Genomic DNA, 26,487 nt, shown 5'->3' with positions numbered 1-26,487 from the left:
GGTATACTAAAGCATAATAATGACGGTAATAAAGAAGGTGACTCGTTTGGCAGTTAAGAAGCAGTATGCCGTGCTGGGAATGGGACGCTTTGGCTCAAGCGTCGCACAGAGCCTGAGCAAGATGGGCTTTGAGGTACTGGCCATTGATGAGAGCGAGCAGCGGATTCAAGAGGTAGCCAGCATGGTGACTCATGCGGTATCCGCAGACACAACGGATGAAGAGGCGCTGAAGGCGCTTGGCATTCGCAACTTTGATGTTGTGGTTGTGTCGATTGGACAAGATATTCAAGCCAGCATTTTGACAACGCTGATCCTTAAGGACCTTGGTGTACCGATGATTGTAACGAAGGCAGTCAATGAGCTGCACGGTAAGGTTCTAAGCAAGATTGGCGCTGATAAGGTTGTCTTCCCGGAGCGGGATATGGGGACTCGCGTTGCGCACAACTTAATTGCGCCTAATATTCTCGATTATATTGAATTGTCTGACAACCACAGTATTGTTGAGGTGCGCGCATCCCGCGGCATGGTAGGTCAGAACTTGATTGAGCTCGACATTCGCGCAAGATTCGGCTGCAACATTATGGCGATTAAGAATAATGGACATATTAATATCTCACCGCTTGCCGATTACCGCTTGCAAGAAGACGATATTCTGGTCATTGTCGGTCAGAACGATAATCTAAACAAATTGGAGCTGGCATTTCAGGAATCATGAATAGAATGAGAACGCAGCAAATCACCTCGCTGTCCAATGCGCGTGTAAAGCAGTGGGTTCAGCTTAAGGAGCGCAAATATCGGAACAAAGAGGGATTGTTTATTGCAGAAGGCATCCATCTTGTTCAAGAAGCGCTCCGTTCAAAAGCGAAGGTACATAGCATCGTTTATGATATGGAGCTAGGTCTCCCATCTGAGCTGCAAGAATGGGCACATAAAGGCATGGATGTAGAATGGATTGAAGTGAATGACGCAATTATTCGCAAATGCACCGATACAGAGACGCCGCAGCCGGTATTTGCTATTATCCAAAAGCCAGGCGCTGATTATCGCCTGCTCCTTGAGGCCAACAAGCCTCTTGTCATCGTTGTTGATGGGGTGCAGGACCCGGGCAATCTCGGTACAATCATTCGAAGCGCGGATGCGGTAGGAGCAACTGGAGTCGTGATCGGCAAGGGCTCCGTTGATCTGTACAACAGCAAGACCGTGCGCTCCACCATGGGCTCTTTATTCCATCTTCCGATTGTAGAGGCCGATCTGACCACGCTTCTGCCAGAAGTTAAGGGCCAAGGCATCCATGTTGTAAGCACAAGCCTTCAGGCCTCGCATACCTGTTATTCGTATGACTTTACACAGCCAACATGGTTCGTGGTAGGGAATGAAGGCAAGGGTGTGTCGAGCGAGGTGTCTCTTCTTGTGGAGGATCATATCTTGATTCCGATGAAGGGACACGCAGAATCCCTCAATGTCGCAATGGCGACGACGGTGATGCTGTACGAAGCGCTAAGACAGAGGGAGTTTGCCCTTTGATGGTATCAGGAGCAATAGTCCAAGATGCCGTAATGGTACAACAAGCCTTGTCCCCTAGCTATGAATACTTGTGATGCTGACTCTGGGAATTCTCGTATTTCCTTAATCCTTTATAGGCTGAGCATCATGAATATTATAAATGGCAGCATAACCTCACAAGAGGATTTGCTGCCATTTTTGATGAAGTCACTGCGGATTCGCCTAACAGTGTCTGCAAGAACCCGTTCGAGCTTGTCCGCAAACTCTGATGATACGGATTCAATATTGTCCATATGCGGCGCTAACAGCGAAGTACAGCGCAGATGCGATGTTATGACGAATCACTCTGCCGCATCGGCCAGCTCGACCCATTGGGAAGCCCAAGCTGCAATATCATCAAACAGAGGGGATAAGGCTTGTCCTTTTTCGGTTAATGAATATTCGATTCGAACCGGAGTCTCTGGATACACATCACGTCGAATCAGTCCTTCCTGTTCCAACTCCTTTAAGCGATCGGAGAGTACCTTGGAGCTTAAGTTAGGCAAGGAGTGCTCGATATGTGCGAAACGCTGTGGACCTAGACGCAGCTGATAAACGATAAGCGCAGCCCAGCGCTTGCTCAGAAGTTCTATCGCTTTCTCAAAACGCGGACATAGGGCAGGAATGTCGTGATTCATATCGCTCATCCTTTCGTTTAGAGATCAGTCAGTCGATGAATAAGGGAATAATGGTTAATAATATATAAAATATACTAAGTTACGAATCGTAAGTCAATGAAATGCCGTTTAAATTGTAAAAACAAGGGTGCTTACTGCTCATCCTCATTGCAAGTTGGTAATGACAATGCTCGTTACATTGAGTTGAACATAAAGCAATCAGGGTGTGACTTCAAGTATATCAAAAGCCTCCAGAAACTATCCTCAGGGATAGCGCTGGAGGCTTTCATTTTACAGCGATTTTACGCTTATACAGACATCAAACAGTTTATGACAGGCAAGCACCCATATTTATGTATGCTTGCTGGATCCTGCCGGGTTCATTTATCAGCTCAAATGGCTACCAAATAAGATAGCCGACTGCCTGTGTGTATTCTTTTGGACTTAGCGTGCAGAGCTTACGGGCTTGGATGATTCATTCTTCTGACGAGTTGTTCTCCCCAATATATTGGTGCCAATCACTCCGGCAAGGATCATCACAGCTCCAATCCAATGATAGCTATAGAGCGGCTCGTTAAGGAAGATAACACCTGAGGCAATCGTAATGATGGTGCCGAGATTGCCAAATACACTCATCTTATACGCCTCCAGCTTGGAGAGCGCATAGTTGGAGAGAAAGGCGGTCACGAGAGAGGACAAGACGCCTAGATAAATGATGGACAGCAAGAACTTGGGTTGTTTCAAAGGCATGAAGAACTCATGCATGGTTCCATTGGCTAGATGAGGAATAATGGCTGCAAGGTTGAACACCACAAAGCCAATCCCTAGCATCATGCAGGTCATATCCATCGGCTTATACTGTTTGGCGAGCGGTCGAGCCAATACACTGTACCCTGCTAAGGAGAGCACAGACAGCAGCAGCAAAAATAGTCCAGTTAGATGATCGAACTGAATGGAGGCCCCCTGCATAATCAGTATGAACATCACACCGGCCACCGAGAGCAGAATCGACAGCTTCTGTCCCCAATTGGTTCTCTCCTTTAAGAATAAAGAAGCTAAAAAGACTGTAAATATCGGCACAAGCGCCATCAAAATTCCGCCTTCAGAGGAGGTTGCATGAAGGAGGCCAAAGCTTTGGAATCCGAAAAACAGTGCCGGATACAAAATGCCAAGCGGCATGATTCGAAGGATGTGCTTCCAACTCATGTTAATCTTAATGATGCGTAAGAGCACAAGGATGACAACCGCAATAATGGAAAAGGTAAAGCGGTGAGCAAGCGTATCAAGCGGACTTGCATCCACTAAGGCAATCTTTAGAAACAGGAAGGACAGCCCTACAATAACTGCGTTCAGCACTGCTGCAGCGTAAGCTTTTCCGAGTTCTGGCTTCAAGGGATCACCCCTCCTTTATTTACAAATATTTTCTATATCTCTATATTAACATAGTCGTGCTTCGAATAGTCCAGTGCATAGTGCCACAACATATGTTCGATTATCGACAGCACTGCGAATTTCAAAACAAGCTTTCGAATGGTACAACCCCTCCGATGCATACATATAGTAAGGTACAGGCCCAACCTTGCCAAAAGACTGGAGGGGTGTTCATGCGTTGGGGAAGCCGTAATGTGCTGAAAAGGCTGCTGCAGGACCTGCAACGTCCGAGACGAAACCGAAGATGGGGACGACCTGCGCTCCAGTTTCCAGCCAAATCTCAATCCTTGTTCTCCAAGCGGACAAGATGGCGTTCAGCATCTTCCTTTTCAGAGCGAGGTTATCGCAATCAAAAGATAATTCAAATAAGCAGTCAGGACAAAGCAGGAGGCAAAGCTGTTAAAGCAGCCGGATGGAAGTCGCCTCCTTCTAAGCCGAAGCGAAGGCGGCGAGCTTGGTTCATCGCACTAGTCATTTTCCTTGTCTTATCGGTACAGATGTTTATTTACGTGGATCAGAATTTGAAGGGGCCGCTTATGCACTTGGCCAAGATTCGAGTCAAGCAGGTGGCCACACAAGCGATCAACCAAGCGATTAGCAGTCAGGTGATGCAGGGGCGTGAATTGGATAAGCTCATTGAATGGAAGACAGATAATGAGGGCAAGGTTACAAGCTTTATTCTAAATTACAATGAGCATATGAGGATCACGTCAGAGACAGCAAGCATCGTGCAGCAGACCTTGCTTGATACCGAGCAGTTTGATGATCATATTCCGCTCGGTCAGGCGTTAGGAAGCGCCATTATAGCTTCCTTTGGTCCTCGAATCCCTGTGAAGATGGAGCCTCAGGGCGCAGTGAAGGTAGAGCTGAATACACGGCCGCGTGAAGTGGGCATCAATATGGTGCTGGTCGAAGTATTTGTTAAGGTGGTCGAAGAAGTAGCAATCGTCATCCCGTTTGACTTGGAGCCTGAGGTTATTGAGACCGAAATTCCGATCTCTTACCTGCTTGTCGTAGGGGATGTGCCGATGTATTACTATGATGGAAGCGGGAAGCCGGTCGGAGACAATCGAGATCAAGCGCCATCGCTTGCCTTGCCTCCGCTGCCTTCAGATAAAGATGCTTCAGCAGGAGAAAGGAAAGGGGATGCTGCTGGCATTAGCAGTGATGAGAATAAGGGGATCTCAAGCAATGGATCACGTTCTTCTCACTCTGTCTCAACCGATAGTGGAGAAGCAGCGAACCTGAAGGGACAGACGATTACGGTTCCGCCATTGGAGCCTGGCGATGTGTCAGAAGAATAGCCTAGCAGTAAAGAACGACTGGGACATTAATAAGGACCTCCATGCCGCTGATAAAAAATCTGGCGAGGAGGTCCTTTTGATATGCAGCTATATATGGTGAATCTTACCTAGCATAACAAAACGATGGTAGATCTTCTTGCCTTGTCTTAAGAGGATTTCTTTTTCTGCTTTGCTTTCAGCTTGCGATAGTCGCTGTTTTCCCAGCTTTTTAATGAAGGATAAGGGTCAAATGCATATTCAATAAGCCCTTTGTCCCGATAGATGCCATAATGCAGATGGGGTGGGAATTTCCCTTGTGTTCCGGGCTTGCCGTACCCAGAGCTGCCAACCCAGCCAATGACTTGACCGGGGCTCACGATATCGCCTTGCTTAACATTTTTCTCATAGCCAGACAAGTGAGCATAATAATGGTATAGATTGTTCACATCGCGAATGCCGATTCGCCAGCCCCCATAACGGTTCCAGCCCTTGATCTCGACTACACCGTAACAGGTGCTTCGGACAGGTACACCGTGTGGGGCGAAGATGTCGGTTCCTTCATGGATGCGAAACCCTCCGTAATGCCTCCCCATTCCCCATGTGCTTCGATAAGAGTACGTTGACTTTAAAGGAAGGGGAAAGGTATAATCCGACAGCTGCAAGCGATCAAAGTGCTCGTAGAGCCGGGCAAACTGCTGTATGCGCTGCACCGCTCTGCTGTTCTCATAATATTTCCATAAGCCAATAGCAAAGTCATCATTGCGCAGGGTCGAAGAGCCGATGACGGAAGCGATGCTAAAGAGCAGATCCATGTCATTATCTCGACTTGCTACGCCATCGCCGGATCCATCTCGTCCCATTCCATGAAACCATTGAATGGACTTGGGGTTGCAGTCCTCGTGATCGGGATTTAGCATGCCGGCCCATTTGACAGGGTCTACAAAAATACTGATGACAGGAGCGGTTTGTTCTCGATTTTTTTTGTTAGCCTTGGTTAATGTTCGTTCATATTGGTCAATAGCAGCCAATCGATACCAGGGAATTCCGGTAATGGTGCTGAATCGTTCGTACAGCATACGACGCTGTTCAAACGGATCTGGCTGCTTGGTTTGTTCTTGCTTGGTGGAGCTGTGTTGAACGGCCATCGCTTGAGGTCCAGCTTCTGCCTTGGAAAGCATGCATAAGCTCCATGTTAACAAGAATAAAGTAATCATTATTGAAGTGCGCAGCACATTAGTACCTCCTTATCCGATGCCTTGTACATATAGGATGTAACGGAACTTCTGTTATTATCCAATCAGGAAGTTGTCATAAGGGAATAAATTGATTGGAAATATAAAGTATGCTAAGCTTGGAAAGGTTCTGTAATCGATGATAGGAACTGACCCTTGTCCTTGCATGTAAGGCGCTTCGAGAACTGTAGTATAGCAGTGATGATGCTTTTGTTAACTGTTATAGTGCAGTTTGAGATTCATTGATACAAGAAAAGTCCTTACATATCAACATTTTGCATACCCTGTACTATAAATGGGGTTTCAATGTTTCGATGATTGTGACATAATAATCTCTGAACGAGTTAACAAGTGACATAGAAGAGAGGGTTGCTCCATGAAGAAACAAGGTCCTAAAAAGCCGGATTGGATTCGTATTAAGCTTACGACTGGAGAAAACTATACAGAGATCAAAGATATGATGCGTTCGAAGACGCTGCATACAGTATGTGAGGAGGCGCGTTGTCCGAACATTTATGAGTGCTGGGCAAACCGCACGGCAACATTCATGATTCTCGGTGACATTTGTACTCGTGCATGCCGATTTTGTGCAGTCAATACTGGAATGCCAACAGAGCTTGACCTTCAAGAGCCAGAACGTGTAGCAGAGGCTGCTGAACGCATGGGGCTTCGCCACTGTGTTATTACCTCGGTTGCTCGGGATGATCTTCAGGATGGAGGAGCAAGCATCTTTGCTGCGACCATCCATGCGGTTCGCAAGCGGCTGCCGCTATGCTCAGTCGAGGTATTGATTCCAGACTTTATGGGCAGTGAAGAGGCGCTTAAGGTAGTCATGGATGCGAAGCCTGACATTTTGAATCATAATGTAGAAACGGTAGAGCGTTTGTCTGACCGTGTTCGCGCAAAAGCAAAATACGATCGCACACTAGAGCTTCTCCGTCGTGCAAAGACGATGCAGCCTAAGATTCCTTCAAAATCAAGCATTATGCTTGGTGTAGGGGAAGAATGGGATGAAATCTTGAAGACGATGGATGATTTGCGTGCGCATGATGTGGATATTTTAACGATCGGACAATATCTGCAGCCAACGCCAAAGCATCTTGTTGTAGAGAAATATTATACTCCAGAGGAATTTGCCCTCTTAAAAGAAGAAGGTTTGAAGCGCGGCTTCAGTCACGTAGAGTCTGGACCGCTTGTTAGAAGTTCGTATCATGCGCATGAGCAGGTTCAATCGGCGCAAAAGAACCTCGTGCAGGCATAATCTGGTCGATGATGGTATGAAGGCTCTTATTGCCAGCACTTGCAACATGATATACGATAAAACCATGAGAGGAGGGACGGCTTCGTATGATCTTTATTGGCGGGAAAAGTTATGAACTTGTGAAAGAGCATCGTACGGCATGGAATCCAGAAGTATTCCGGGAACGCTACAGCGAGGTCTTGGAACGCTATGACTATATTGTTGGCGATTGGGGATACAATCAGCTTCGTTTAAAGGGGTTCTTTAAGGAGACCCATCCAAAGTCAACGAAGGATAGCTCGGTATCCAGTATTATGGATTATATTAATGAATACTGTAACTTTGGATGTGCTTACTTCATCTTGGAGAAGGTGCCTAACAAAGGTGGACGCGAGCCTCAGGATGATCTTGGTGGCGAAGGTCAAGCTTCTTCAGAATTGGTTGAGTTCAATGAAACAGCTGCAGCTGCACAGGAAGGGATTGTGTTATCCCCTAAACGAACGCAGGGAAGACAGGAGCAAGAAGGCGCTGAAGCTTCCGTGTCGGCTAAAGCGGAGGAGACCGCTGCTCGACAAGATCGCAAAGAACGTGGAGATCAGCCGCGTCGTGAGCGGTCAGATCGGAAGCGTGCGAATAGAGGATCGGACAAGCAGTCTCGACTCGAGCAGGATGCAGGCAAAGAGCAGCAAGGGGAACGCAAAGAGCGTCCGAATCGCTCTGATCGACAGGAGCGATCGAAGCCAAACCGCAATCGCAATCGATATCACAAGTCTAAGGGAGCCAAATCGCAGGATGCAGGCGATGCCAAGCCTGAACAGCCTAAGTCATCCAACAAGCAGGGTTCTGAGCGGTCGATGGAGAAAGTTCATACCTAATATGGAACTAAAGGATATCTGACTTTGGACAGATGTCCTTTTTTTATGTAGGGCAGAATGCTGCTAATAATTGTAAAACGTGTAGAGGGATAGCTTTCCATGTATCCACGTATTGCAATGAACCAACTTTTCTAGCGGTTTGCGGATCATTATTTCACTATAAATGGTAATCTTGTTTCCATTTAAGGAATATTGGACCTTTCTTATATGATTATGGTGAAAAATCTGTGGTTACAAGGAAAGTTATTAACAAATTGTAATAAATTGCGTCTAATTACATTATGTTTAAAATGAATTGTGCATCTTCTCATGTTACGATCATCTCGTACTCAATAAACCGTCCAGACTTGTATCATCACAAAATGCTGAAGGTCTAAGCAGCCTGCACATGGTGATGATAGTCTCTGCAAGGCGGGAAAAGGAGATGTTATGTTGAAGAAACAATCTATGATGACACTTATCGTCGCAACAGCATTAACCGTAACCCCATTTGTTGCTGGCAGCCAAGCCAACGCTGCAGCAGACCAAGGTAAATCGAGCACATTGTGCAACTATACATGGAATACATCCTTGAATATTCCGGATTCTTGGTTGAAGCAATGGCTCCCTATTGATCTTAAGCTTCCATTCCAGCCTGGACAGGCGCAGGAAGATCAGCAGGCAAGCAAGCCGGGAGTTCCTTCCGAAGAGGTTGAGGTAACAACTCCGGAGCTTCCTCAGCAAGAAACAGAGGTGACGACGCCTCAAACACCGCAAACACCGCAAACACCACAAACGCCGTCGCAGCCAGAGACAACACCAACGGTAACCAAAGATCAGGCTGCATTCGCAAGCCGCGTAGTGGAGTTGGTTAATCAAGAGCGTGCCAAAGGCGGACTAGCTCCGCTTAAAATGGATGACAAGCTGTCCCAAGTCGCCATGATTAAAGCGAAGGACATGTATGACAATCATTACTTTGACCATCAATCTCCAACCTATGGTTCTCCATTTGACCTCATGCGTGCACAAGGTGTGAGCTACAGCTACGCAGGCGAGAATATTGCCAAAGGCCAAACATCGCCCGAGCAAGTGATGCAGGATTGGATGAACAGTGATGGGCATCGTAAAAACATTATGAATCCTAATTACACATCTATTGGCGTTGCTTACTATAATGGCGAGTGGGTACAAGAGTTTACAGGCTGATTGCAGGTATTATAAGATCCTATCTTTATGAATAAACAACCCCCTGAGGGCAGAAGGCTATCTGCTATCCTCAGGGGGTTGTTGTGTGTATGATTATGTTTGGTCTCCATAGCCTAGGAAGGCTTCGCGCACACGATTCCAAAAAGGGAATGGACGATATCGTACAAACGATACGTTCTGGTCGGCGACGCGGCAGCGCACGGCATGCAGATTCTCTATGGGTCTGTTTACATGATCGATGGTCAGCAGCAGGCGCTGCTTTTTCCGAGAATAAATATCAAAATGATGATGCTTCGGCAGCACGATCGGCGAGCCTAAAGTACGAAAGACTCGGTTGTTGATGGAGGCAATCTCAGCAAGCTGTATAGCCGCAATCGTAGGGTGAATCATTGCGCCTCCCAAGCTCTTGTTATAGGCTGTGCTCCCAGATGGCGTGGAGATGCAAATCCCGTCTCCGCGAAACATCTCGAACAGCTCATCATTAATATCAATCTGAGCAACGATGGTGGTGTCTATGCTCTTAATCGTAAACTCGTTAAGTGCAATATGTGTTTCTTCTTCGCCATTCTCATACGTTATGGTAAGCTCAATCAATGGATATTCCACTCTGCGAGGGTGTGCTTCCTCATCATGCTGCTCACACATAGCCTCTACAAGCTCCTTGATCTCATCTGCCTTCCAATCAGCATAGAATCCCAGATGTCCGGTATGAATACCAACAAAACCAAGGGAATCAAGTCGATGCTTGTATTGTTGAAACGCCTGCAGCATCGTTCCGTCACCACCGATCGACACGACGATCTCAGGTTCTTGATTGTCATGAATAAGTCCACGTTCTGCTGCAAGCTGATGCAATTGGGCCGTAAGCTGGCGTGAGAGTTCGTCTCCTCGATCTAACACTGCATACTTCAAGATGGCTTCTCCTTTATGGATGGATTCATATCCATCTTAATCGTTCCGCGCATGGAAAACAATCACGATCTCTGATCATTATCGTCGAAACATGCGAATGATAAACGAGAGCAGCAGGAGAAGAAGCAGGATGGAAGCTAGGATAATCAGACTAGATGAAGCAAATAACCCAAAGTGTCTCCAGCCAGAATCCAACACAGAAGACGAGGATAGATGTAGAAACGTAGGCAGATGCTCTCCCTTGGGGGCAAGCCATGGGAAAAGCGCATAGGCAAGAACAGCAGCGAGTAAACTATGCAGGAATCGAGCAAGCAGGAACGGCTGGTATCTGAGATCCGTTTGATTCAAAATGCTTGCGATCTGAGCATGAACCGACAGGCCTGCCCAAGACAAGACCCATGCCGCGGCCACTGCCTGCATATGAAGCCCGGCTGTCGTTGCGGTGCCGGCTGCCTTTGAACCAATCGTTACTTCGAACAAGCCGCCTGTGAAGGCTTCTGCCAGTGTAGGTGAAAGCTGAAGCCAAGACAGCAGCGAAGACAGCGCTGCATTCCAGCTATTCATGATATTTGTGACAGTGAGCATTTCCATGAAAAAAGAGAAAAATACGACGAGTCCCCCGACGACAACCATCAGCTTCAAGGAGGACTGAACAGCATCACGAAGCAGGGTGCCAAGCGGCCTCCCGTCTTGGATTCTTGCAGTATGCATCGCTTGGAAGGCTTGCTGCAGCATGCTCCAGAGGGAGCCTTCAGGGCTGCGCTTTTTCGCTGACATTGGAGTAGCAGGAGCCTTAGAGTCGTGAAAACGCATGAATAATCCTAACAACAGCCCTGAGCCATAATGGGCAGCAGCAAGGGTCAGGGCGATTCCAGCATGGCCAAAAAAACCGACGGACACGGCACCAATCAAAAAAATAGGGTCAGAGCTTGTTGTAAACGAAACCAGTCGCTCTCCTTCTGCTCGTGTAATCAGCTTCTGCTCACGCAGTTGACTTGTAAGCTTGGCGCCTACCGGATAACCAGAGGCATAGCCCATCGCAACAACAAAGCCGCCCACACCGGGCACACGAAACAACGGTCTCATGACCGGGTCAAGAAGCGTTCCGATAAAGTGCACGATGCCGAAGCCAAGCAGTGCTTCTGAAATGATAAAAAAAGGAAGCAAGGAAGGAAACAGCACGTCCCACCATATGGAAATGCCACGCAGAGAAGACTGAATGGCTTCTCGGGGATGCAGCAGCAGTAACAGAATGAAGAGCAAGGCGAACAGTACAATGAAGAGCATCGAAGCTCTTGAGCGATGCTTATACAACGAATGGCACCTTCCTTCTCTTACGTTCATAGACATGTGAGGGTCCATAATCATCGTATGTGCAGCCAAGCAAGAACATGTCCTAAATAATCGTCAACAAACTGCCGTCAACTTTGTCGAATATTACAGCTGTGTAACAGAGTGCTGTAATCAAAACGTAAAGAAAGCGATTGCATCAAAGGATAGGATTTAGCCGATGCTTATGATAAAATTATATATACAGAGATAAACGTTGTAACTGTAACTAGGGGTGATACGGATGAGTATTATTGCTGGCATCCTTGTTTGTGCTTTCGTTTATGTCATTCGAGAGTCATTAATGGGTCCACCGGAAGAATGGGAATCTTAATAGCCAAGCTGCTTAAGTCATGGTGCTGAATATTCAGCGCCTTTTTTGTTGTAAGCCGCTGGTAATTATCTGATATAATAGAAGAGACAGTGATTATTATAATGATCTAGGAGTATACCTATGGAACGATATCATCAAACTCTATATGAGTTGCTCGGCGGTGAAGATGCCATTCGCCGCATTGTTGAAGCCTTCTACCCTAAGGTACAGGCTCATCCGCTGATTGGCCCGTTGTTCCCAGACAATATCTTGCCTGTGATGGAGAAGCAGCGCTTATTTTTAACTCAGTTTTTTGGTGGTCCAATGCTGTACTCGGATCAGTATGGGCATCCCATGATGAGAGCGAGACATCTGCCCTTTGAGATTACACCAGAGCGCGCTGAGGCTTGGCTGTCCTGCATGCGGGAAGCGCTTAAGGAAGTTAATGTGAGTGAGGAGCTAAGCGCCGCAGTTCTGGCGCGGTTGTCCGGTCCTGCCCATCATTTTGTCAATTCACCTTCTACCTGATGTTCAGATCATCCCGAAGCGTTAAGCACAGAGATATGACATCATAGACACGAACAACAAGAACTCATCATCGATCTGACTAAGGGGGATTCATCGTAATGGAAGTGGAACCTTTATATCAATTAACGGCACATTGTCCAGCTTGTCAGCATGATTTCAAAACATCGCGTATTCGACCGAAATTCAAGCAGGTTGAGCGCATGGATAGTGACTTCTGCCCGCACTACAAGCAAGAGGCGTTGAACCCGGATTATTATGTCGTACAAGTATGTGATCGCTGCGGCTGTGCGACTACAGAGCATGCGAAGAAGACATGGACAGAGCAGGATGTGGCCCAATTCAATGCTCAAGTATCCGCGCATTTTTCGTCACGTGATTATGGTGGGGAGCGAACGCTTGCGCAGGCAATTGAGACTTACAAGCTTGCGCTTCTGACTGCGCAAACCGTGAATGAGAACAGCCGGATTATTGCAGGCTTATTGCATCATATGGCTTGGTTATACCGCTACCAAGGCAATCAGCAGCAGGAAGAGCGGTATATGCGCTTTGCGCTTGATGCTTATCGGGAGGTCTATGAACGCGATGCAGGCAGTGACGTGAATGATGCCCGCCTGATCTATATGATGGGTGAGCTTCATCGCCGATTAGGCGAATTCAATGAAGCGGCCATGCATTTCTCAAGGCTCATTCATGACAAGCGCATCATGGATGCTGCGATGATTCGCGCAGCAAGAGAGCAGTGGGCCGAGATGCGCGAACAGATGCATAAGCTCAAGCTTGAGGTTCCAGATGAAATGTTCGAGGAAAAAAAGTTTACCATTTAACGTCAGTTGACGTTATTTCATGTTATTTGAATAATGGTTCAAGTTGTACTTGAACCATATCTGAACTGATTTATTTGAAGGACATAATCTTAAGCCCCTCCCTTCTGTTGAAGGCAGGGGCTTTCGTGTTAGCTAATGCACAATTATTTGGAACGGACAGGGGTGTCAGCTAGCAAATAATCAGAATCACAATCAACAATTGTCACACGGTGATTGCAGCAGGGAAACACGAGCAGGCGCTTCTTTCCATCATGAATCAGCGGGCGCTCCTTAGGCTTGATGGGCAAGCGAACGTGATGGGCCTGGCAGAAGGGACAATCCTCAACGTAGAGATCTCCCATCATCTCATCGTAAGGGATTGTATTTTCAAATGGAATCATGCTTCTTCAGACTCCGAATCTTCAGATTGGGAAGCAGAGGATGAATTCAGAGCATCCGTGTTCTTATGTTCATCTTCTGCTGCTGACTTGGCTAGCTCAGCAAGTTTTGCTAATAAAATATGCTGCGGCATGTGCATCAGATGCTCGACAGGAACACCAAGAGCTTGGGACAATTTCACAGCTGTATCGGCAGAAATCTGTAATGGTTTCATATTTAAATATTTAACCTCCTGTTAATTAATCCATATTGTCGGTATAATTTAGTTATACACGCTGCGATCTGAAATGACAAATAAGATGCAGCAGGCTGTAAATCATACATATTATAGACCGGAAAGGGTGTTAGATGTGAACAAACCGCTTCAAATGACTTGGGATTTGGAAAATATCTTTCCTGGCGGCTCCTCTTCAGATGCCTTGAAGGCTTCCTTGGCTCAAGTAGAGCAGGACATTCAAGCGATGAATGAGACGCTGATTCGCGTATCAGAGGACACTTCCAGCTTGGACATTCCATCCTTCTCAGCGCTTATCGTAGAGCTGCAAGAAGTGACAAAGCGTCTTCGTGAAGCGAGAGCATTCATCGGATGCCTAACCGCTCAAAATACGAAGGATAAAGCAGCGACACAACTTAGCGGCAAAAGTCGTGCAATCAGCTCCAAGTTTTCTGCCTTGGGCACGCGTGTAGATGAAGTGCTGGCAAAGCTCACTCAAGAGCAGTGGAATCAGCTTCTGGCTCATGAAGAGATGGCGAAGGTTGCCTTCAACCTGAATGAGCGTCGGGAATGGGCCCGGGAGAAGCTTCCTCCGGAGCAAGAAGCCTTGGTTGCAGCCTTGTCTGCAGATGGATACCATGGCTGGGGCGATCTGTATAATACGACGGTCTCACATGTGCGTGTGCCATATGAGGAGAATGGTCAGGTGCAGGAGCTGTCTGCAGGCCAAGCCCATAACAAACTGTCACACCCAAGCCGTGAGGTTCGCGAGCAGATGTTCGAACGCTGGGAGCAAGCCTGGACGGACAAAGAAGACTTTTGCAGTGAGGCGCTGAACCACTTGGGAGGCTTCCGTCTCAAACTGTATGAGCAGCGCGGATGGGATTATATCCATAAGGAACCGTTGAAGATCAATCGGATGACTAAAGAAACATTGGATACGATGTGGGACACCATTGTTAAGAACAAGCCTAAGTTTGTGGAATATCTGAACCGCAAAGCGAAGCTGCTTGGCGTTTCTAAGCTGTCATGGTGTGACGTGGAAGCGCCGCTTGGCAGCCAGCAGACGACGATCTCCTACGACGAAGGTGCTGAGACGATTGTGGCTCAGTTCCGCAAGTTCAGCGAGCGCATGGCGGACTTTGCCGTTCGCGCCTTCGACCATAACTGGATAGAGGCTGAAGATCGCGCTGGCAAACGTCCAGGCGGATTCTGTACGTCCTTCCCGGTTAGTGAACAAACACGGATCTTTATGACCTATGCGGGCACGCCTTCTAATGTATCAACGCTTGCGCATGAGCTTGGACACGGATACCATCAGCGTGTTATGGATGGACTTCCAGCAATGGCCCAAGGCTATGCGATGAACGTTGCCGAGACCGCATCTACCTTTGCCGAGATGATCGTATCGGACTCTGCGGTGAAGGAAGCAAGCAATGAGGAAGAGAAGCTTGCTTTGCTTGAAGACAAGATCTCTCGCTCTATCGCCTTCTATATGAACATTCATGCACGCTTCTTGTTCGAGACTCGCTTCTATGAGGCGAGAAAGCAAGGAATCGTTTCCCCTGAGCAATTGAATAAGTTGATGGTGGAAGCACAAGAGGAAGCTTACTGCGGCGCGCTTGATTCTTATCATCCGCACTTCTGGGCTTCGAAGCTTCATTTCTACATTACGGATACGCCGTTCTATAACTTCCCGTACACCTTCGGGTACCTGTTCAGCACAGGCATATATGCGCGTGCGCAGGAAGAGGGTCCTACGTTTGCGGACCGATACGACGCTTTGCTTCGCGATACGGCCAGCATGACGGTCGAGGAGCTCGCGATGAAGCATCTTGGAGAGGATCTTACGAAGCCTGACTTCTGGCAGCGTGCAATTGATGTAACGGTGAAAGATGTGGAGTTGTTCCTTGAGATGACAAACAAATAAAGCTAGGCAGTGATGCCGAGTATTTATAAAAATAACGGAGCAGGCGCTTGATGCATTCTAACATCAGCACGGCTCGATAACAAAGGCCGCAAGCCTTGCTCGTCTTGAGACGATGCAGGCTTGCGGCCTTTTAAAGTTGCATATTTAGTGATGCTTCAAAGGATGGTTGCTTTTTTGTAGTCGAATAAGACTATTGTTCTGCAATGAGGCGGGCGGTTCATCGCACACTGTTTTCACTTGATGGAAAAGAATGCAGTTAATGAAGTTCCATCAAGCTCGATATACAGAGCCTTGTTCCACCTTTTTACGCTCTAGACATAGCGTAAGGCAGGTCAGCTTCGCTGTAGCTGATCTCTTGCGGCGTCTCAGTCAACTGGAATTGCAGCGTTGCGCCGTTAGCGAGCTCTTCATGAGTCACATACAGCTTGCTCATCTCAGCATTGTTATATTGGATGCCAGATACGTATGTGGAACCTTCCGTCTCATGGTTGGCTTCGATCACGATATCCTTGCCGTTCTCTAGATGAAGCGTCATGCGCTTGAACAATGGAGAACCAACCACATATTGTGGAACACCTGGGCTTAGCGGATACAAGCCCATAGCACCGAATACGTACCATGCTGCTAAGCTGCCGTTGTCCTCATCCCCAGGATATCCATCTGGATTCGCGCTGAACAGTTCATCCATCGTCTTGCGAACCCAGTATTGGGTAAGTGCTGGGTAACCCAATGCCGTATAAATATATGGAATATGGAAGCTTGGCTGATTGCTGATAGCGAATTGGCCGAAGTCAACAAGCGCCATCTCCGACATCTCATGAATCTCGAAGCCGTAGGAGCCAACCTTGAACAAAGGCGCCTCTGCAAACAATGCGTCAAGACGCTCCTTGAACCCTTCACGACCGCCCATTAGGTCCGCAAGGCCGAGGAAGTCATGCTGTACAGCCCAACTGCTCTGCCATGGTCCGCCTTCGCAGTAAGCACCACCCCATTCGTGCTGGTCGAATGGAGACAGCCAGCTTCCGTCAGACAATACGCCGCGCATGAAGCCGATGCTTGGGTCATAGAGCTTGTTGTAGTTTTTCGCACGCTCCATGAGCATCTTATGGTCTTCTTCACGGCCTAGCTGCTTGGCAATCTGAGCGATACAGAAGTCGCCGTAGATGTAGTCAAGCGCATTGCACACACTTTCATGCGTATATAGATCAGCAGGCAAATATCCGTACTTCAAATAATCTGCTGTTCCTTTGCGTCCATAATGCGGATCTTCTGCTGGCGTTGTCGCATGCTTGAACAATCCCTCATAGGCCGTCTCCAGCTCGAAATCTGTGATGCCTTTTACAACCGCGTCCGCGAATGTAACGTCGATTAAGGTGCCTGGCATCATGCTGCGCTCACCAGGAGACATCCATTTAGGCATCCAGCCAGTCTCTTTGTAGGCATTCACAAAGCCTTGCAGGAATTCATTCATGCGGCTAGGGAAGAGCAAGTTGTAGAGCGGGAATGAAGTTCGATACGTATCCCAGAAGCCAATATCGGCAAACAACGGACCGTCTTCAATCTTGCCGTTATAAGGGCTGTAGTGAACTTGCTTGTTTTGTTCATCATACTCATGAATGGCATGTGGGAACAAGCAAGTGCGATACAAGCATGTATAGAATGTAGCAAGCTGCTCTTGGTTGTCGCTTTCGACCTCAATCGTGCCGAGCTGCTTCTCCCAAGTCTTCGCGGCAAGCGCGCGGATGTCCTCGAAGGATTGTCCGCCAATTTCGCGGTTCAGGTTGGTCCAAGCTTGTTCTTCACTGATGAAGGAAGTCGCGATGTTGACGTTCACGATACCGTCTTCAGGCAGCTTAAGTCCTACATATCCGCCAATTCTCTCGCCGGTATGAGACAAGCTCTTGATTGGCTTCATGTGCTCATCGGACAGTCCGCTATCCTCTGCAATAATGTCGCAGTCGAAAGTGAGCACAAAGTGCATGCGGTAGTTGTCTTGCACGCCGCCAGCATGAGCCTTCGTCCAGCCCACAAGGGTGCGCTGCTCTGGGTTGATTGTGACAGAAGATTCACGCGGGAACGCGGACAAAATAAAGCGTGCCGGGCCTTGCTTGGTATCAAAGGCGACGCGCATGCTCGCGCCTCTTGTTGTTGGCGCAAGCTCCAGCGTGCTCATATAGCGTCTCATGTAGATCTTGAAATAGTCCGGTGCTACGCTCATATCCTGCTTGCGGAATGAAGTCGAGCGATCATGAGCAGACAGCTTCAGCGGGCCTGTCTGTGGGAGCAATGTTAGATGCCCATAGTCACCGATCCAAGGGGACGGCTGGTGAGTCAAGCGCACCCCTTCAAAGCGAGTGTGGCTTGGATGGAACCACCAGCCGCCGCCAGCTTCATTCGTTTGCGGAGCGAAGGAGGCCATCGCAAATGGAAGGGCAACGAGCGGCAAGGAATTGCCGTGGGAACGCTGATATACGGATTCTGTACCCTGCAAAGGGTTGACATATTGTAACAGTGACATGAGGATTCTCTCCTTTAAGGTCGTCGTAATGATCCTTTAATTTATCATGATTGAAGCTTGCCGTACTTATTCTTTATTGTAAAAGGATCGGCTCATTTCAACCTATCATAAATTTATAAAACATCTCATGTTTAATGATACAATAGCAGCTGAGAGATCTTTAGCTTGGCAGGAAAGAGGGATAGTCATGTTTCCAAATAACCTTCATGGCGATGATGAAATATATGGTGATTTTCCATTTACGCTAAAAATCCATCAGCTGCCTTCGTCTGTGCCCGCGCATGTCCACCATTTTATTGAGTATACCTATGCCTTTCGAGGAAGGGGAACCGAGCTGGTGAATGGGGTAGCCCGCGAACTGGTGCCTGGGACGTTTACGTTATTGTTTCCGCATCAGGTGCATGAGATCAGGGTGGAGCCTGGGGAAGAATTGCATTTGTATGTTGGCGCGATTGGGTTGAAAGGATTTTTCGGGCCGGAGGATTCGCTTTATTCTCTGCATCGCCTGCTAAGAGATGCAGAGAATGATGCGATGTCCACTTATAGGCTGGATGAAGAGGCTGCTGCGGCGATGATGCATTTGCTTCAGGAGATGCATGCTGAAGTGCTGGAGGAAGGGCCATGGTACCGCATGATGTTTCTTGCGAAGCTGATCCAGCTGTTTATCGTCTTTGACCGATATCGGCAGCGGGCGTTAGAGCCTGCGAGGGATAAACGATTGGTTCAAGGCAGAGGCGGAATGTGGCAGGTCATTCAATATGTATATCAGAACTTTAAAGAGGACATAGGTCTAGAATCGCTTGCTCAGCAGTTCAACTACAGTCCCTCTTATGTGAGTTCTGCCTTTAAGCAGATGATCGGGGAGAATTTCAACTCCTTCTTGGAGCGGATACGGATCGCACATGCGGTTAACCTTCTGCTTGCTACGGATATGAAGATTACAGATATTGCTTATGAGGCTGGCTTCAAGTCGTATTCCACGTTCGTACGCGTGTTTCAGGAGCATATGAAGATGTCGCCTACGGCGTATCGCAAGCATCAAGGAATCGAGACGCAGTAAACCCCGTATGCAGAACAAACACAAATCAATGGAAACGTAGTGAATGGTGAATACAGCTTGCTGAGCAAGCACCAAGGAAATGGAACACAGTGAAGCTGTATGCAAATATAGGTGTGAGCTTTTGGAGCTTATTGCGGCCAGGATATTCGGCTTGCAGCTAGCTGCGAGTTATTGTTCAGCAGTTAGCTTAAAGGGCCGTTCATCAGTCAGCATATGCTGACTGATGACGGCCCTTGTTGGTGTATGTCATGTTGAATCCTATAACTTGAATACTTGAATGATGCGTTGCAGCTGAAGCACCTTCTGCTGAAGCTCTTCAGTAGACTCCAGCATGCTCTGTACGGAATGAATCTGTTCATTCATCGATGCAGAGACCTGCTCCGTTCCAGCAGCTGACTCCTCCGTAATGGCAGAGATGTTCTCGATCGAGCCTGAGATGTTGCGCGCATGCTCCAGCATGAGATCGCTTTCGTTTGCAAAGTTCGTGATTTGATCAGTAATAAATTGAACGCTTCCCACAATATCCTTGAAGATGCGTTCCGTTTCTTGAATCATGGTGGTTTGCGTATACACGACATCTTCGTTCTTCTTAATGTGTACAAGCGCTTGTTGAATACCTTGTTCAATGCCTTTAACAAGCGTGAAGACTTCCTTCGTCATCGAAGAGGATTCTTCCGCGAGCTTACGCACCTCTTGAGCTACGATGGCAAAGCCGAGTCCATGCTCCCCAGCACGCGCAGCTTCGATGGAGGCGTTAAGCGACAGCAGATTCGTCTGCTCAGCGATCTCGGAGATGCTGCGAGTAATCTTCGAGATGCCGTTGGCTTGGCGGGCGAGCTCGCTGATCGTCTCCGCTACTTGCTCGGTAGCTTCCACGTTGCGCTTCATCCCTTCAGTCTGCGTATCAATGGCCGAACGGCCCTTGTGAACCAGCGCTAGTGTCTGAATGCCGCGCTCATTCATTTCTTTGGTGGAATGAGCATACGACGCGACTCTGTCCTCAATCTCCTTCATCGATTCCGTCATTCCCGCAATATCCTCTGAGATCTCGGAAGATCCGACTGCAAGCTCATTAGAGGAGGCTGCCACCTGCTCCATGACGAGCTTCATGTTCTGATTCTTCAAGTACATGTCTCTTCCTGAATCGGAGACATGCTTAGACAGATCTGTCGTCTGCTGAAGAATCTGGCGCAGCTGTTCAACCATGCGGTTGAAGGTGTGGCCTAGATCGCCAACCACATCGTCGGCATTGACTTGAAGCTTCTGCGAGAAGTCGCCTTTAGCGACCTGAATCGCTGAATAGGATATTTCCTTGATCGGAGCACTAAGTGAACGATCAATCATATTCAGGATCGGATAGCTCGCTGCCAGGAGAATCACAACGGCGATCAACCCGACAAGAAGAGAGGCATCAAGCAGGAGAAGAATCAACATGCAAAGGGAGAATAGTCCCAGAATACTGTAACAACCCAATAATAGCTTCTGTCTAAAGCTTAGTGCTGATAACCTATTCAAGTTGACCGCTCCTTCACCAATAGTATCCAAAACTAGGCTTATTATAGCATTGGGTTAATCAAGCAGTCTATGAAAAAGTACCCAGATGGTAAGAATGATGGCGAAAGATATCGAACAAAAGGAGATCACGTAAAATGAGCTCTCAACTTGGCGTTGAAAGCTCGATAATCGTAGTTAAGTATATGGGGTGTAAACAAGAATGAATTAACGTACGGAGCGGCCTTGAAGCTGCTGCTCAGCCATTTGAACAAGACGTTTCGTCATGTAGCCTCCGATGGAGCCTGTATCACGAGTTGTATAGTTGCCATAGTAGCCATCTTGCGGAACTGGGATGCCAAGCTCGTTTGCAATCTCCATCTTCATTTGTTGAAGAGCTGCAGTAGCTTGAGGTACAACCAGGTTGTTTGAGCGGCCGGATTGTTGAACTGCCATGTGGATCACCTCCTTGTGAATGTTATTATGAGAAATAAAGAAGTTAATATTCAAATGATTCATAGTGCTAGAGATGTAAATAATGCCAAGACACGACCATTCTGTGTCTTGGCATTATTTCTTTCCCATAGAACTTATGCTGGCATACAACTTACTTACTCTTTATGGGTTGATTATATCTAGATCCAAAATCAGCTCGACAGGCTCATTAGGCTTAAGCTCGATCAAACCCGTTGTTTCTTGATCAAAAGGAAGGTTAGGGGCATCTGGAAGCCAAGTATACGGTTCTATGCAAATGATCTCATCAGCTTCGCCGCGTGTATATAAGACCCAATGCTTAAAGAACGGCTCATTGCCTGCATAGCGAATGCGATATCCATCATCACGAGTCAGCCAGGCTTCAGGCTTGTGCTCCCCAATGCTGAATACAGTATCGAAGTTGGTTCCCGTAAGCTTCAGGCCATGATTCAAGGCATCGAATGCTTGAAGAGGTTCAGTGCGTCCTGTCATGATGAGTTCCTCGTCCAATTCATAGATGCCGGTAACAGGCACCTTCAAGTTCCAGCGATCAGGCTCGCCATCAATGTTGAACCAAGTATGGGTTCCAAAGCCAAATGGAGCATTCGTATCGCTGAGGTTCTGTATGACGAGCTTCTGTGTCAATTTCCCTTGTGAGAGCTCAAGCGTCATGGCAAGCTCTAATGGCGTTGGATATTGTCTCGTCCAATTATTATCTTCAGCAGTAAGAAGAGTGCAAGTAACGGAGCATATTTCATCTTGAACAGATTCATTTGCCACCGTCCATGCCTGCAATCGATGAAGCCCATGAATATGATTGTCATTTGCCGTGTTTTGATCAAATTGATAATCTACTCCTGCATAGCTAAAGCGTCCCCGGCGAATTCGGCCAGGAGGCATAAGCATTGGAATGCCAAAGTGATAGGGCTTGGTCATATAGTAATCAAGATCGCTCTCAGCGGGTGTGCGAAGCACATCTCGTTCCGCCTTTTTGTCCCAAAGTCGAATGACGTTGCAGCCAAGCGCTGGCAGCAATGTTGCCTCCAGTGTGTCGCTATGAAGAATCAGTGTCTCATATCCATTCCATTGCCCTCTTGTTATCTGATGCATGGTATCTTCTCCTCGCAATCCTTATGTTGATCTCTCCATCATGTGCAGCAGATGCTGACATCACTAGGTTATCACAACGATAATCGTTGGAAAAGTTAACATCGACACAGTGAGCGGCTAAGGAGGAAAGGATCATCTTGGCTTCACCTGCAGGCCATGACCATTTTTTGGTCTTAAGAATTGACAAATGAATGGATTATCATTATTGTATAGGGTAACTTCATGGTGAAGCGTACGATTCACCTGTGGAATAAATCCATGATGAGGATAAGTAGGTTGTTGCCCGCAGCAACAGAGAGCCGATGGCTGGTGGAAATCGGTGCTGTGGAATAGCTGAATGGACCTCGGAGTGCTGGGAGGAACCATCTTAAGATCAGCAAAGGTCGGTATCTTAAGATTCAATGCCCAGCCGCTGACTCGGCGTTATCGGAGTTCAAGGCTTATGCAGTTCAGGCATAAGCGAATTAGGGTGGCACCACGGTCTTTCGTCCCTTTCCAGGGATGGGAGGCCTTTTTTTGTTTGCATTAAATAATCGATCCATGCAAGACAAGGATAAATAACAAGAGGAGTGATGGCACGTGAAACGTGTATTATCTGGTATTCAGCCAAGCGGGCAGCTGACAATTGGAAATTATATTGGCGCTATGAAAAATTTTGTGAAGCTGCAAGAGGATCATGAATGCTTCTTTATGGTCGTCGATCTTCATGCAATTACAGTTCCTCAGGAGCCAGCTATGCTTCGTGAGCAAAGTGAACAAGTAGCGGCACTCTACATTGCGGCAGGCATCGATCCAACGAAGGCGGCAATCTTCCTGCAATCCCATGTCCCTCAGCACGCTGAGCTAGGATGGCTGCTGACGACGCTTACCAATATGGGTGAGCTTGAACGGATGACGCAGTTCAAGGATAAGGCGGCAGGCAAGGATTCTGTAGGCGCTGGATTGTTTGTGTATCCATCCCTGATGGCTGCTGATATTTTGCTGTACAATGCGGATCTCGTTCCAGTCGGGGACGATCAGAAGCAGCATTTGGAATTAACACGTGATATTGCGGGCCGATTTAATCATCGCTTCGGTGAATTCTTCCATGTGCCAGAGCCTTATATTCCTGAGGTAGGCGCTCGGATTATGTCTCTTGATGATGCTTCGAAGAAGATGAGCAAGAGCAATCCGAACCCTGGCAGCTTTATTACACTGCTTGATGATCCTGCCGCCATTAAGAAGAAGATCAGCCGTGCCAAGACGGATTCTGAGGCGCTTGTCAAATATGATCCGCAGAATAAGCCTGAGATCAGTAACTTGATTGGCATTTATGCTCATGTGGCGAATATGTCGATTGCGGAGATCGAAGCGAAGTATGAAGGCCAAATGTACGGTCCATTCAAAAAGGAGCTGGGTGAGGCTGTTGCTTCGATGATTGAGCCGCTTCAAGCTCGCTATCATGAGGTTCGCAAGTCTGGCGAGCTCTATGATGTCCTTCACTCTGGGGCAGAGCGTGCTCAAGAAGTTGCGGAGAAGACAATGGACGAAGTGAAGAAGCGTATGGGATTTGTATTGCCGCGCTAATGCGATGATAGGATATATAGCAAGCCAAAGCTTCATTAATTAGCCATAAACGAACAAAATAAAGAGCAGGATGAAAGCCCTCATTTGGATGTTAGAGGACTGCATCCTGCTCTTTTGCTTATGATTTATGCGGAATGCGGTTAAGAAGAGGCCGAACTGGCTGCGGACCCTCCCTCAGCTCTTCTTCGTCTTGCCTTTACAATAAAACCAGCCCCCATATTGAGAATCGACAAGATGCCAAACAAGATTGCAAGCCAAGCAGAATAGCTCATGGATATCGCAGTAACCATTAGAAGGGCAACAGAGGAGCAGGCGAACCATAATGACAGACCTTTGCTCACGGGAATCTCTCCTTTTCATATGAAGTACAAAAATGATGTGGGTGCGTGAATAACAATCCACTCAACGGATAAAATAAGTTTGCAAGCTTGCAACTACTCATAGCACCAGCTTGAAAGGAGATTTTATTATCATGACAAACAATCAATCTCGCACAAACAATTTGGTCGTTCCTCAAGCTACTGCAGCTCTTCAACAAATGAAATATGAAATTGCAAACGAATTGGGCATTCCAATTCCGCAAGATGGATACTATGGTAACTACACTTCCCGTGACACGGGTTCCATCGGTGGTTACATGACGAAGCGTTTGGTGCAGCAAGCACAACAAACGTTGTCTGGCTACAACCGTTAATCGGCGCTTAGCCAAGTCATCCATACTTGAAGCTCTCGTTGTTAAAAGGTATTTCAAAGGTCGTCCCAAGCGCGCGGGGCGGCCTTTTGCTGTGTTGAGGAAAAAAATGTAACATTATGACGAAGTTAGACCTTGGGAAGTTGCACGCTTCCCTGTATAATTACACTGTACCACGATTTCCATCTTTCGGAAAGAATGTATAGAGGACTGGAGCAGATCGTTCTCTTGCAGCTAGACCCACTCCCTGAAAGCACCATGGTCGAACAGCCGAGACGGTGGGAATAAAGTGAAATGACTTACAAGTCAAAGGTTGAGGAAAGGATTAGATATGAGTCGAATTATATTTGTAGAGTATCGGATTGATCCAGCGCAAAGAGAGAAATACTTGCGATTAATCCAGGCGAAGCTTGCTTCCTATTCGAATGTAGTCTTATATGAAGGAACCGATCAGCCTAATGTATTTGTTGAGCAATATATGGGTACGACTCCGGAGGACTATGTCACAATGAAGCGTATTCGTCTTAACGAAGAGAGTGATTGGGATGAGGTTACAGACTGCATTCCAGGCGGGCGAACCAAGCTTCATATATGGGAATTTGAATCAAAATAATCCTCTCATGGTTAATCGTTCATAAAAAATAGTCATCTAATTGTCAAATTGATGAACGATTGCTGTGGAGATTGTCACAGCTTGATGATATTTGCTATGATGGGTTTGCTGGGAAGTTAGAGCGTAATATCGTTACTTTCTACTTCTCTGTGTGAAACAACAAGGGGGCACGGTGCTAGTGGACAAATCAGTAACTTATCGGACCTCTTCCGATTCCGTGTTGACACCAGGACCAATACGTTTCGGATTATGGAAAGAGTTTATTCAATTAACGAAGCCAGGCATCATTCGCTCGAATCTAATGGCAACGTTTGCCGGATTCTGGGTGGCTGCCCGCTGGGATATCCCTTGGCTCAACCTGCTGTGGGTGCTGCTGGGCACAACGCTAGTGATGGCTTCTTCATGCGTTTTCAATAACTACTTTGATCGCGACTTTGATATGAAGATGGAAAGAACGCGTAATCGAGCGCTGCCAACTGGGCGATTGAAGCCTTCGACGGTATTAGGCTACGCGATCGCTCTCGGCGCTCTTGGAACGCTGGTCCTGTTCTTTTTGGTGAATACGCTGGCCGGAATATTTGGGCTTGTCGGCATGTTTGTGTACGTTGTCGTATACACGCTGTGGCTGAAGCGGACCTCGACTTGGAGCACATCCGTTGGCGCTATCTCTGGAGCGATGCCGCCAGTTATCGGCTATGTAGCCGTGACCGGGCAGGTTGATCTTGCAGCATGGCTGTTGTTTGCTCTGTTATTCCTGTGGCAGCCGCCACACTTCTGGGCGCTCGGCATTCGTCGAGTGGAGGAATATCGTGCAGCAGGCTATCCGCTGCTTCCAGTCGTTAAGGGAATCAAGCGTACGAAGTGGCAGATGATCCCTTATGTGCTGCTGATGCTGCCACTGCCATGGTTGTTCTATGCTTACAACTATACGGGCTTGATCTATGGGGTCCTTGGAACGGTTATTAACGCCGGATGGCTCTATATTTGCATTGAGGGCTTCTGGGCAAAAGACGATGAGAAATGGGCGAAGAAAAACTTCATTATGTCTGTAAATGTTCTAATGCTTCATGTTATTGTGCTTGTGGTGAACACGATTAGCGGATAACAGGATCGACGGGGGGAGAATGTTTC

26 protein-coding genes and 1 other annotated feature are annotated in these 26,487 nt (G+C 47.4%); of the genes, 14 read left to right on the top strand and 12 right to left on the bottom strand.

The genetic code is table 11. The annotated features are described in order from the left end of the window. Positions 1-46: 46 nt before the first annotated feature. Both B9Y93_RS21090 and B9Y93_RS21085 read left to right on the top strand, forming a co-directional pair. Positions 47-715 carry a potassium channel family protein gene (locus tag B9Y93_RS21090; protein ID WP_306456764.1) on the top strand — a complete coding sequence of 223 codons (669 nt, stop codon included), beginning with the start codon at positions 47-49 and terminating at the stop codon, positions 713-715. Positions 716-720: 5 nt separating this feature from the next. After that, positions 721-1,524 (top strand): TrmH family RNA methyltransferase, encoded by an 804-nt coding sequence (locus B9Y93_RS21085; RefSeq protein ID WP_085497948.1) that lies wholly within the window; start codon positions 721-723, stop codon positions 1,522-1,524. Between the two features lie 320 nt (positions 1,525-1,844). Here the strand turns inward: B9Y93_RS21085 and B9Y93_RS21080 are convergent, their stop codons facing one another. After that, entirely contained in the window at positions 1,845-2,180 is a 336-nt protein-coding gene (locus B9Y93_RS21080) for a winged helix-turn-helix transcriptional regulator (protein ID WP_085497947.1), read from the bottom strand. A 423-nt stretch (positions 2,181-2,603) separates the two neighbouring features. Beyond that, on the bottom strand, positions 2,604-3,551 hold the full coding sequence (locus B9Y93_RS21075; RefSeq protein WP_085497944.1) for a DMT family transporter: 948 nt from the start codon (positions 3,549-3,551) through the stop codon (positions 2,604-2,606). A gap of 212 nt (positions 3,552-3,763) precedes the next feature. Here B9Y93_RS21075 and yunB point away from each other — a divergent pair, with 212 nt between their 5' ends. Continuing rightward, positions 3,764-4,894, top strand: coding sequence for a sporulation protein YunB (gene yunB / locus B9Y93_RS21070; RefSeq protein WP_085497942.1), 1,131 nt, complete (start codon positions 3,764-3,766; stop codon positions 4,892-4,894). A gap of 146 nt (positions 4,895-5,040) precedes the next feature. Here yunB and B9Y93_RS21065 read toward each other — a convergent pair whose 3' ends face one another. Further along, on the bottom strand, positions 5,041-6,051 hold the full coding sequence (locus B9Y93_RS21065) for a M23 family metallopeptidase (RefSeq protein ID WP_370738999.1): 1,011 nt from the start codon (positions 6,049-6,051) through the stop codon (positions 5,041-5,043). A 430-nt stretch (positions 6,052-6,481) separates the two neighbouring features. Here B9Y93_RS21065 and lipA point away from each other — a divergent pair, with 430 nt between their 5' ends. From lipA to B9Y93_RS21050, 3 genes are all read left to right on the top strand, one after another. Then, positions 6,482-7,366 carry a lipoyl synthase gene (gene lipA / locus B9Y93_RS21060; protein WP_085497940.1) on the top strand — a complete coding sequence of 295 codons (885 nt, stop codon included), beginning with the start codon at positions 6,482-6,484 and terminating at the stop codon, positions 7,364-7,366. 86 nt (positions 7,367-7,452) lie between these two features. Further along, the gene (locus B9Y93_RS21055) at positions 7,453-8,220 is read left to right on the top strand and encodes a YutD family protein (RefSeq protein WP_085497938.1); all 768 of its coding nucleotides are present in this window, start codon (positions 7,453-7,455) and stop codon (positions 8,218-8,220) included. 429 nt (positions 8,221-8,649) lie between these two features. After that, positions 8,650-9,405: a CAP domain-containing protein gene (locus B9Y93_RS21050; protein WP_085497936.1), complete on the top strand. Its 756-nt coding sequence runs from the start codon at positions 8,650-8,652 to the stop codon at positions 9,403-9,405. Positions 9,406-9,498: 93 nt separating this feature from the next. On the opposite strand, the gene B9Y93_RS21045 is transcribed toward B9Y93_RS21050, so the two are convergent. Together B9Y93_RS21045 and ylbJ are read right to left on the bottom strand one after the other, a co-directional pair. Next, positions 9,499-10,317 (bottom strand): NAD kinase, encoded by an 819-nt coding sequence (locus B9Y93_RS21045; RefSeq protein WP_085497934.1) that lies wholly within the window; start codon positions 10,315-10,317, stop codon positions 9,499-9,501. A 78-nt stretch (positions 10,318-10,395) separates the two neighbouring features. After that, complete coding sequence (ylbJ, locus tag B9Y93_RS21040; protein ID WP_085498027.1) at positions 10,396-11,604, bottom strand: sporulation integral membrane protein YlbJ; 1,209 nt, start codon at positions 11,602-11,604, stop codon at positions 10,396-10,398. 496 nt (positions 11,605-12,100) lie between these two features. Between ylbJ and B9Y93_RS21035 the strand changes: the two genes are divergently transcribed. Both B9Y93_RS21035 and B9Y93_RS21030 read left to right on the top strand, forming a co-directional pair. Continuing rightward, entirely contained in the window at positions 12,101-12,487 is a 387-nt protein-coding gene (locus B9Y93_RS21035; RefSeq protein ID WP_085497932.1) for a globin domain-containing protein, read from the top strand. 98 nt (positions 12,488-12,585) lie between these two features. Beyond that, positions 12,586-13,311, top strand: a complete 726-nt coding sequence (locus tag B9Y93_RS21030) for a DUF2225 domain-containing protein (protein ID WP_085497930.1) — start codon at positions 12,586-12,588, stop codon at positions 13,309-13,311. A gap of 143 nt (positions 13,312-13,454) precedes the next feature. Here B9Y93_RS21030 and B9Y93_RS21025 read toward each other — a convergent pair whose 3' ends face one another. Both B9Y93_RS21025 and B9Y93_RS21020 read right to left on the bottom strand, forming a co-directional pair. Then, the gene (locus tag B9Y93_RS21025; RefSeq protein ID WP_085497927.1) at positions 13,455-13,691 is read right to left on the bottom strand and encodes a hypothetical protein; all 237 of its coding nucleotides are present in this window, start codon (positions 13,689-13,691) and stop codon (positions 13,455-13,457) included. After that, the gene (locus tag B9Y93_RS21020; RefSeq protein WP_085497925.1) at positions 13,688-13,903 is read right to left on the bottom strand and encodes a YycC family protein; all 216 of its coding nucleotides are present in this window, start codon (positions 13,901-13,903) and stop codon (positions 13,688-13,690) included. Before B9Y93_RS21020 ends, B9Y93_RS21025 begins: the two co-directional genes overlap by 4 nt. A 136-nt stretch (positions 13,904-14,039) precedes the next feature. Here B9Y93_RS21020 and B9Y93_RS21015 point away from each other — a divergent pair, with 136 nt between their 5' ends. After that, positions 14,040-15,833 carry a M3 family oligoendopeptidase gene (locus tag B9Y93_RS21015; protein ID WP_088548712.1) on the top strand — a complete coding sequence of 598 codons (1,794 nt, stop codon included), beginning with the start codon at positions 14,040-14,042 and terminating at the stop codon, positions 15,831-15,833. Positions 15,834-16,137: 304 nt separating this feature from the next. Here B9Y93_RS21015 and B9Y93_RS21010 read toward each other — a convergent pair whose 3' ends face one another. Then, positions 16,138-18,351 (bottom strand): GH92 family glycosyl hydrolase, encoded by a 2,214-nt coding sequence (locus B9Y93_RS21010; protein ID WP_085497919.1) that lies wholly within the window; start codon positions 18,349-18,351, stop codon positions 16,138-16,140. Between the two features lie 187 nt (positions 18,352-18,538). On the opposite strand from B9Y93_RS21010, the gene B9Y93_RS21005 reads away from it, so the two are divergent. Beyond that, positions 18,539-19,411 (top strand): helix-turn-helix transcriptional regulator, encoded by an 873-nt coding sequence (locus B9Y93_RS21005; RefSeq protein WP_085497916.1) that lies wholly within the window; start codon positions 18,539-18,541, stop codon positions 19,409-19,411. A gap of 258 nt (positions 19,412-19,669) precedes the next feature. Here the strand turns inward: B9Y93_RS21005 and B9Y93_RS21000 are convergent, their stop codons facing one another. From B9Y93_RS21000 to B9Y93_RS20990, 3 genes are all read right to left on the bottom strand, one after another. Further along, positions 19,670-20,926 (bottom strand): methyl-accepting chemotaxis protein, encoded by a 1,257-nt coding sequence (locus tag B9Y93_RS21000; protein WP_085497914.1) that lies wholly within the window; start codon positions 20,924-20,926, stop codon positions 19,670-19,672. Between the two features lie 204 nt (positions 20,927-21,130). Next, positions 21,131-21,358 (bottom strand): alpha/beta-type small acid-soluble spore protein, encoded by a 228-nt coding sequence (locus B9Y93_RS20995; protein ID WP_085497911.1) that lies wholly within the window; start codon positions 21,356-21,358, stop codon positions 21,131-21,133. 162 nt (positions 21,359-21,520) lie between these two features. Further along, a complete protein-coding gene (locus B9Y93_RS20990; RefSeq protein WP_085497909.1) occupies positions 21,521-22,486 on the bottom strand; it encodes an aldose 1-epimerase in 966 nt (321 codons plus the stop codon). A gap of 249 nt (positions 22,487-22,735) precedes the next feature. Then, positions 22,736-22,982 (top strand) — a binding site (T-box leader). An 83-nt stretch (positions 22,983-23,065) separates the two neighbouring features. On the opposite strand from B9Y93_RS20990, the gene trpS reads away from it, so the two are divergent. After that, a complete protein-coding gene (gene trpS, locus B9Y93_RS20985) occupies positions 23,066-24,052 on the top strand; it encodes a tryptophan--tRNA ligase (protein WP_085497907.1) in 987 nt (328 codons plus the stop codon). 140 nt (positions 24,053-24,192) lie between these two features. On the opposite strand, the gene B9Y93_RS20980 is transcribed toward trpS, so the two are convergent. Continuing rightward, complete coding sequence (locus B9Y93_RS20980) at positions 24,193-24,393, bottom strand: hypothetical protein (protein ID WP_085497905.1); 201 nt, start codon at positions 24,391-24,393, stop codon at positions 24,193-24,195. A gap of 131 nt (positions 24,394-24,524) precedes the next feature. On the opposite strand from B9Y93_RS20980, the gene B9Y93_RS20975 reads away from it, so the two are divergent. From B9Y93_RS20975 to cyoE, 3 genes are all read left to right on the top strand, one after another. After that, positions 24,525-24,746, top strand: coding sequence for an alpha/beta-type small acid-soluble spore protein (locus B9Y93_RS20975; RefSeq protein ID WP_085497903.1), 222 nt, complete (start codon positions 24,525-24,527; stop codon positions 24,744-24,746). A gap of 328 nt (positions 24,747-25,074) precedes the next feature. Continuing rightward, positions 25,075-25,356, top strand: a complete 282-nt coding sequence (locus B9Y93_RS20970; RefSeq protein ID WP_085497901.1) for a hypothetical protein — start codon at positions 25,075-25,077, stop codon at positions 25,354-25,356. A gap of 178 nt (positions 25,357-25,534) precedes the next feature. Further along, positions 25,535-26,461 (top strand): heme o synthase, encoded by a 927-nt coding sequence (gene cyoE, locus B9Y93_RS20965; protein WP_085497899.1) that lies wholly within the window; start codon positions 25,535-25,537, stop codon positions 26,459-26,461. Positions 26,462-26,487 lie beyond the last annotated feature (26 nt).

The sequence above is a fragment of the Paenibacillus aquistagni genome (assembly GCF_900177815.1).
Classification (GTDB): Bacteria; Bacillota; Bacilli; order Paenibacillales; family Paenibacillaceae; genus Paenibacillus_B; species Paenibacillus_B aquistagni.
The sequence above is the reverse complement of the archived record's forward strand: the minus strand, read 5'-3'. Positions and strand labels throughout refer to the sequence as shown.

Bases quoted from the DNA above. Each gene is read 5' to 3' on its own strand.
- B9Y93_RS21085 (WP_085497948.1), top strand. From the start codon at position 721: ATGAGAACGCAGCAAATCACCTCGCTGTCCAATGCGCGTGTAAAGCAG.
- B9Y93_RS21080 (WP_085497947.1), bottom strand. From the start codon at position 2,180: ATGAATCACGACATTCCTGCCCTATGTCCGCGTTTTGAGAAAGCGATA.
- yunB (WP_085497942.1), top strand. From the start codon at position 3,764: ATGCGTTGGGGAAGCCGTAATGTGCTGAAAAGGCTGCTGCAGGACCTG.
- B9Y93_RS21065 (WP_370738999.1), bottom strand. From the start codon at position 6,051: ATGCTTTCCAAGGCAGAAGCTGGACCTCAAGCGATGGCCGTTCAACAC.
- lipA (WP_085497940.1), top strand. From the start codon at position 6,482: ATGAAGAAACAAGGTCCTAAAAAGCCGGATTGGATTCGTATTAAGCTT.
- B9Y93_RS21055 (WP_085497938.1), top strand. From the start codon at position 7,453: ATGATCTTTATTGGCGGGAAAAGTTATGAACTTGTGAAAGAGCATCGT.
- B9Y93_RS21050 (WP_085497936.1), top strand. From the start codon at position 8,650: ATGTTGAAGAAACAATCTATGATGACACTTATCGTCGCAACAGCATTA.
- ylbJ (WP_085498027.1), bottom strand. From the start codon at position 11,604: ATGCTCTTCATTGTACTGTTCGCCTTGCTCTTCATTCTGTTACTGCTG.
- B9Y93_RS21035 (WP_085497932.1), top strand. From the start codon at position 12,101: ATGGAACGATATCATCAAACTCTATATGAGTTGCTCGGCGGTGAAGAT.
- B9Y93_RS21030 (WP_085497930.1), top strand. From the start codon at position 12,586: ATGGAAGTGGAACCTTTATATCAATTAACGGCACATTGTCCAGCTTGT.
- B9Y93_RS21025 (WP_085497927.1), bottom strand. From the start codon at position 13,691: ATGATTCCATTTGAAAATACAATCCCTTACGATGAGATGATGGGAGAT.
- B9Y93_RS21020 (WP_085497925.1), bottom strand. From the start codon at position 13,903: ATGAAACCATTACAGATTTCTGCCGATACAGCTGTGAAATTGTCCCAA.
- B9Y93_RS21010 (WP_085497919.1), bottom strand. From the start codon at position 18,351: ATGTCACTGTTACAATATGTCAACCCTTTGCAGGGTACAGAATCCGTA.
- B9Y93_RS21005 (WP_085497916.1), top strand. From the start codon at position 18,539: ATGTTTCCAAATAACCTTCATGGCGATGATGAAATATATGGTGATTTT.
- B9Y93_RS20995 (WP_085497911.1), bottom strand. From the start codon at position 21,358: ATGGCAGTTCAACAATCCGGCCGCTCAAACAACCTGGTTGTACCTCAA.
- B9Y93_RS20990 (WP_085497909.1), bottom strand. From the start codon at position 22,486: ATGCATCAGATAACAAGAGGGCAATGGAATGGATATGAGACACTGATT.
- B9Y93_RS20975 (WP_085497903.1), top strand. From the start codon at position 24,525: ATGACAAACAATCAATCTCGCACAAACAATTTGGTCGTTCCTCAAGCT.
- B9Y93_RS20970 (WP_085497901.1), top strand. From the start codon at position 25,075: ATGAGTCGAATTATATTTGTAGAGTATCGGATTGATCCAGCGCAAAGA.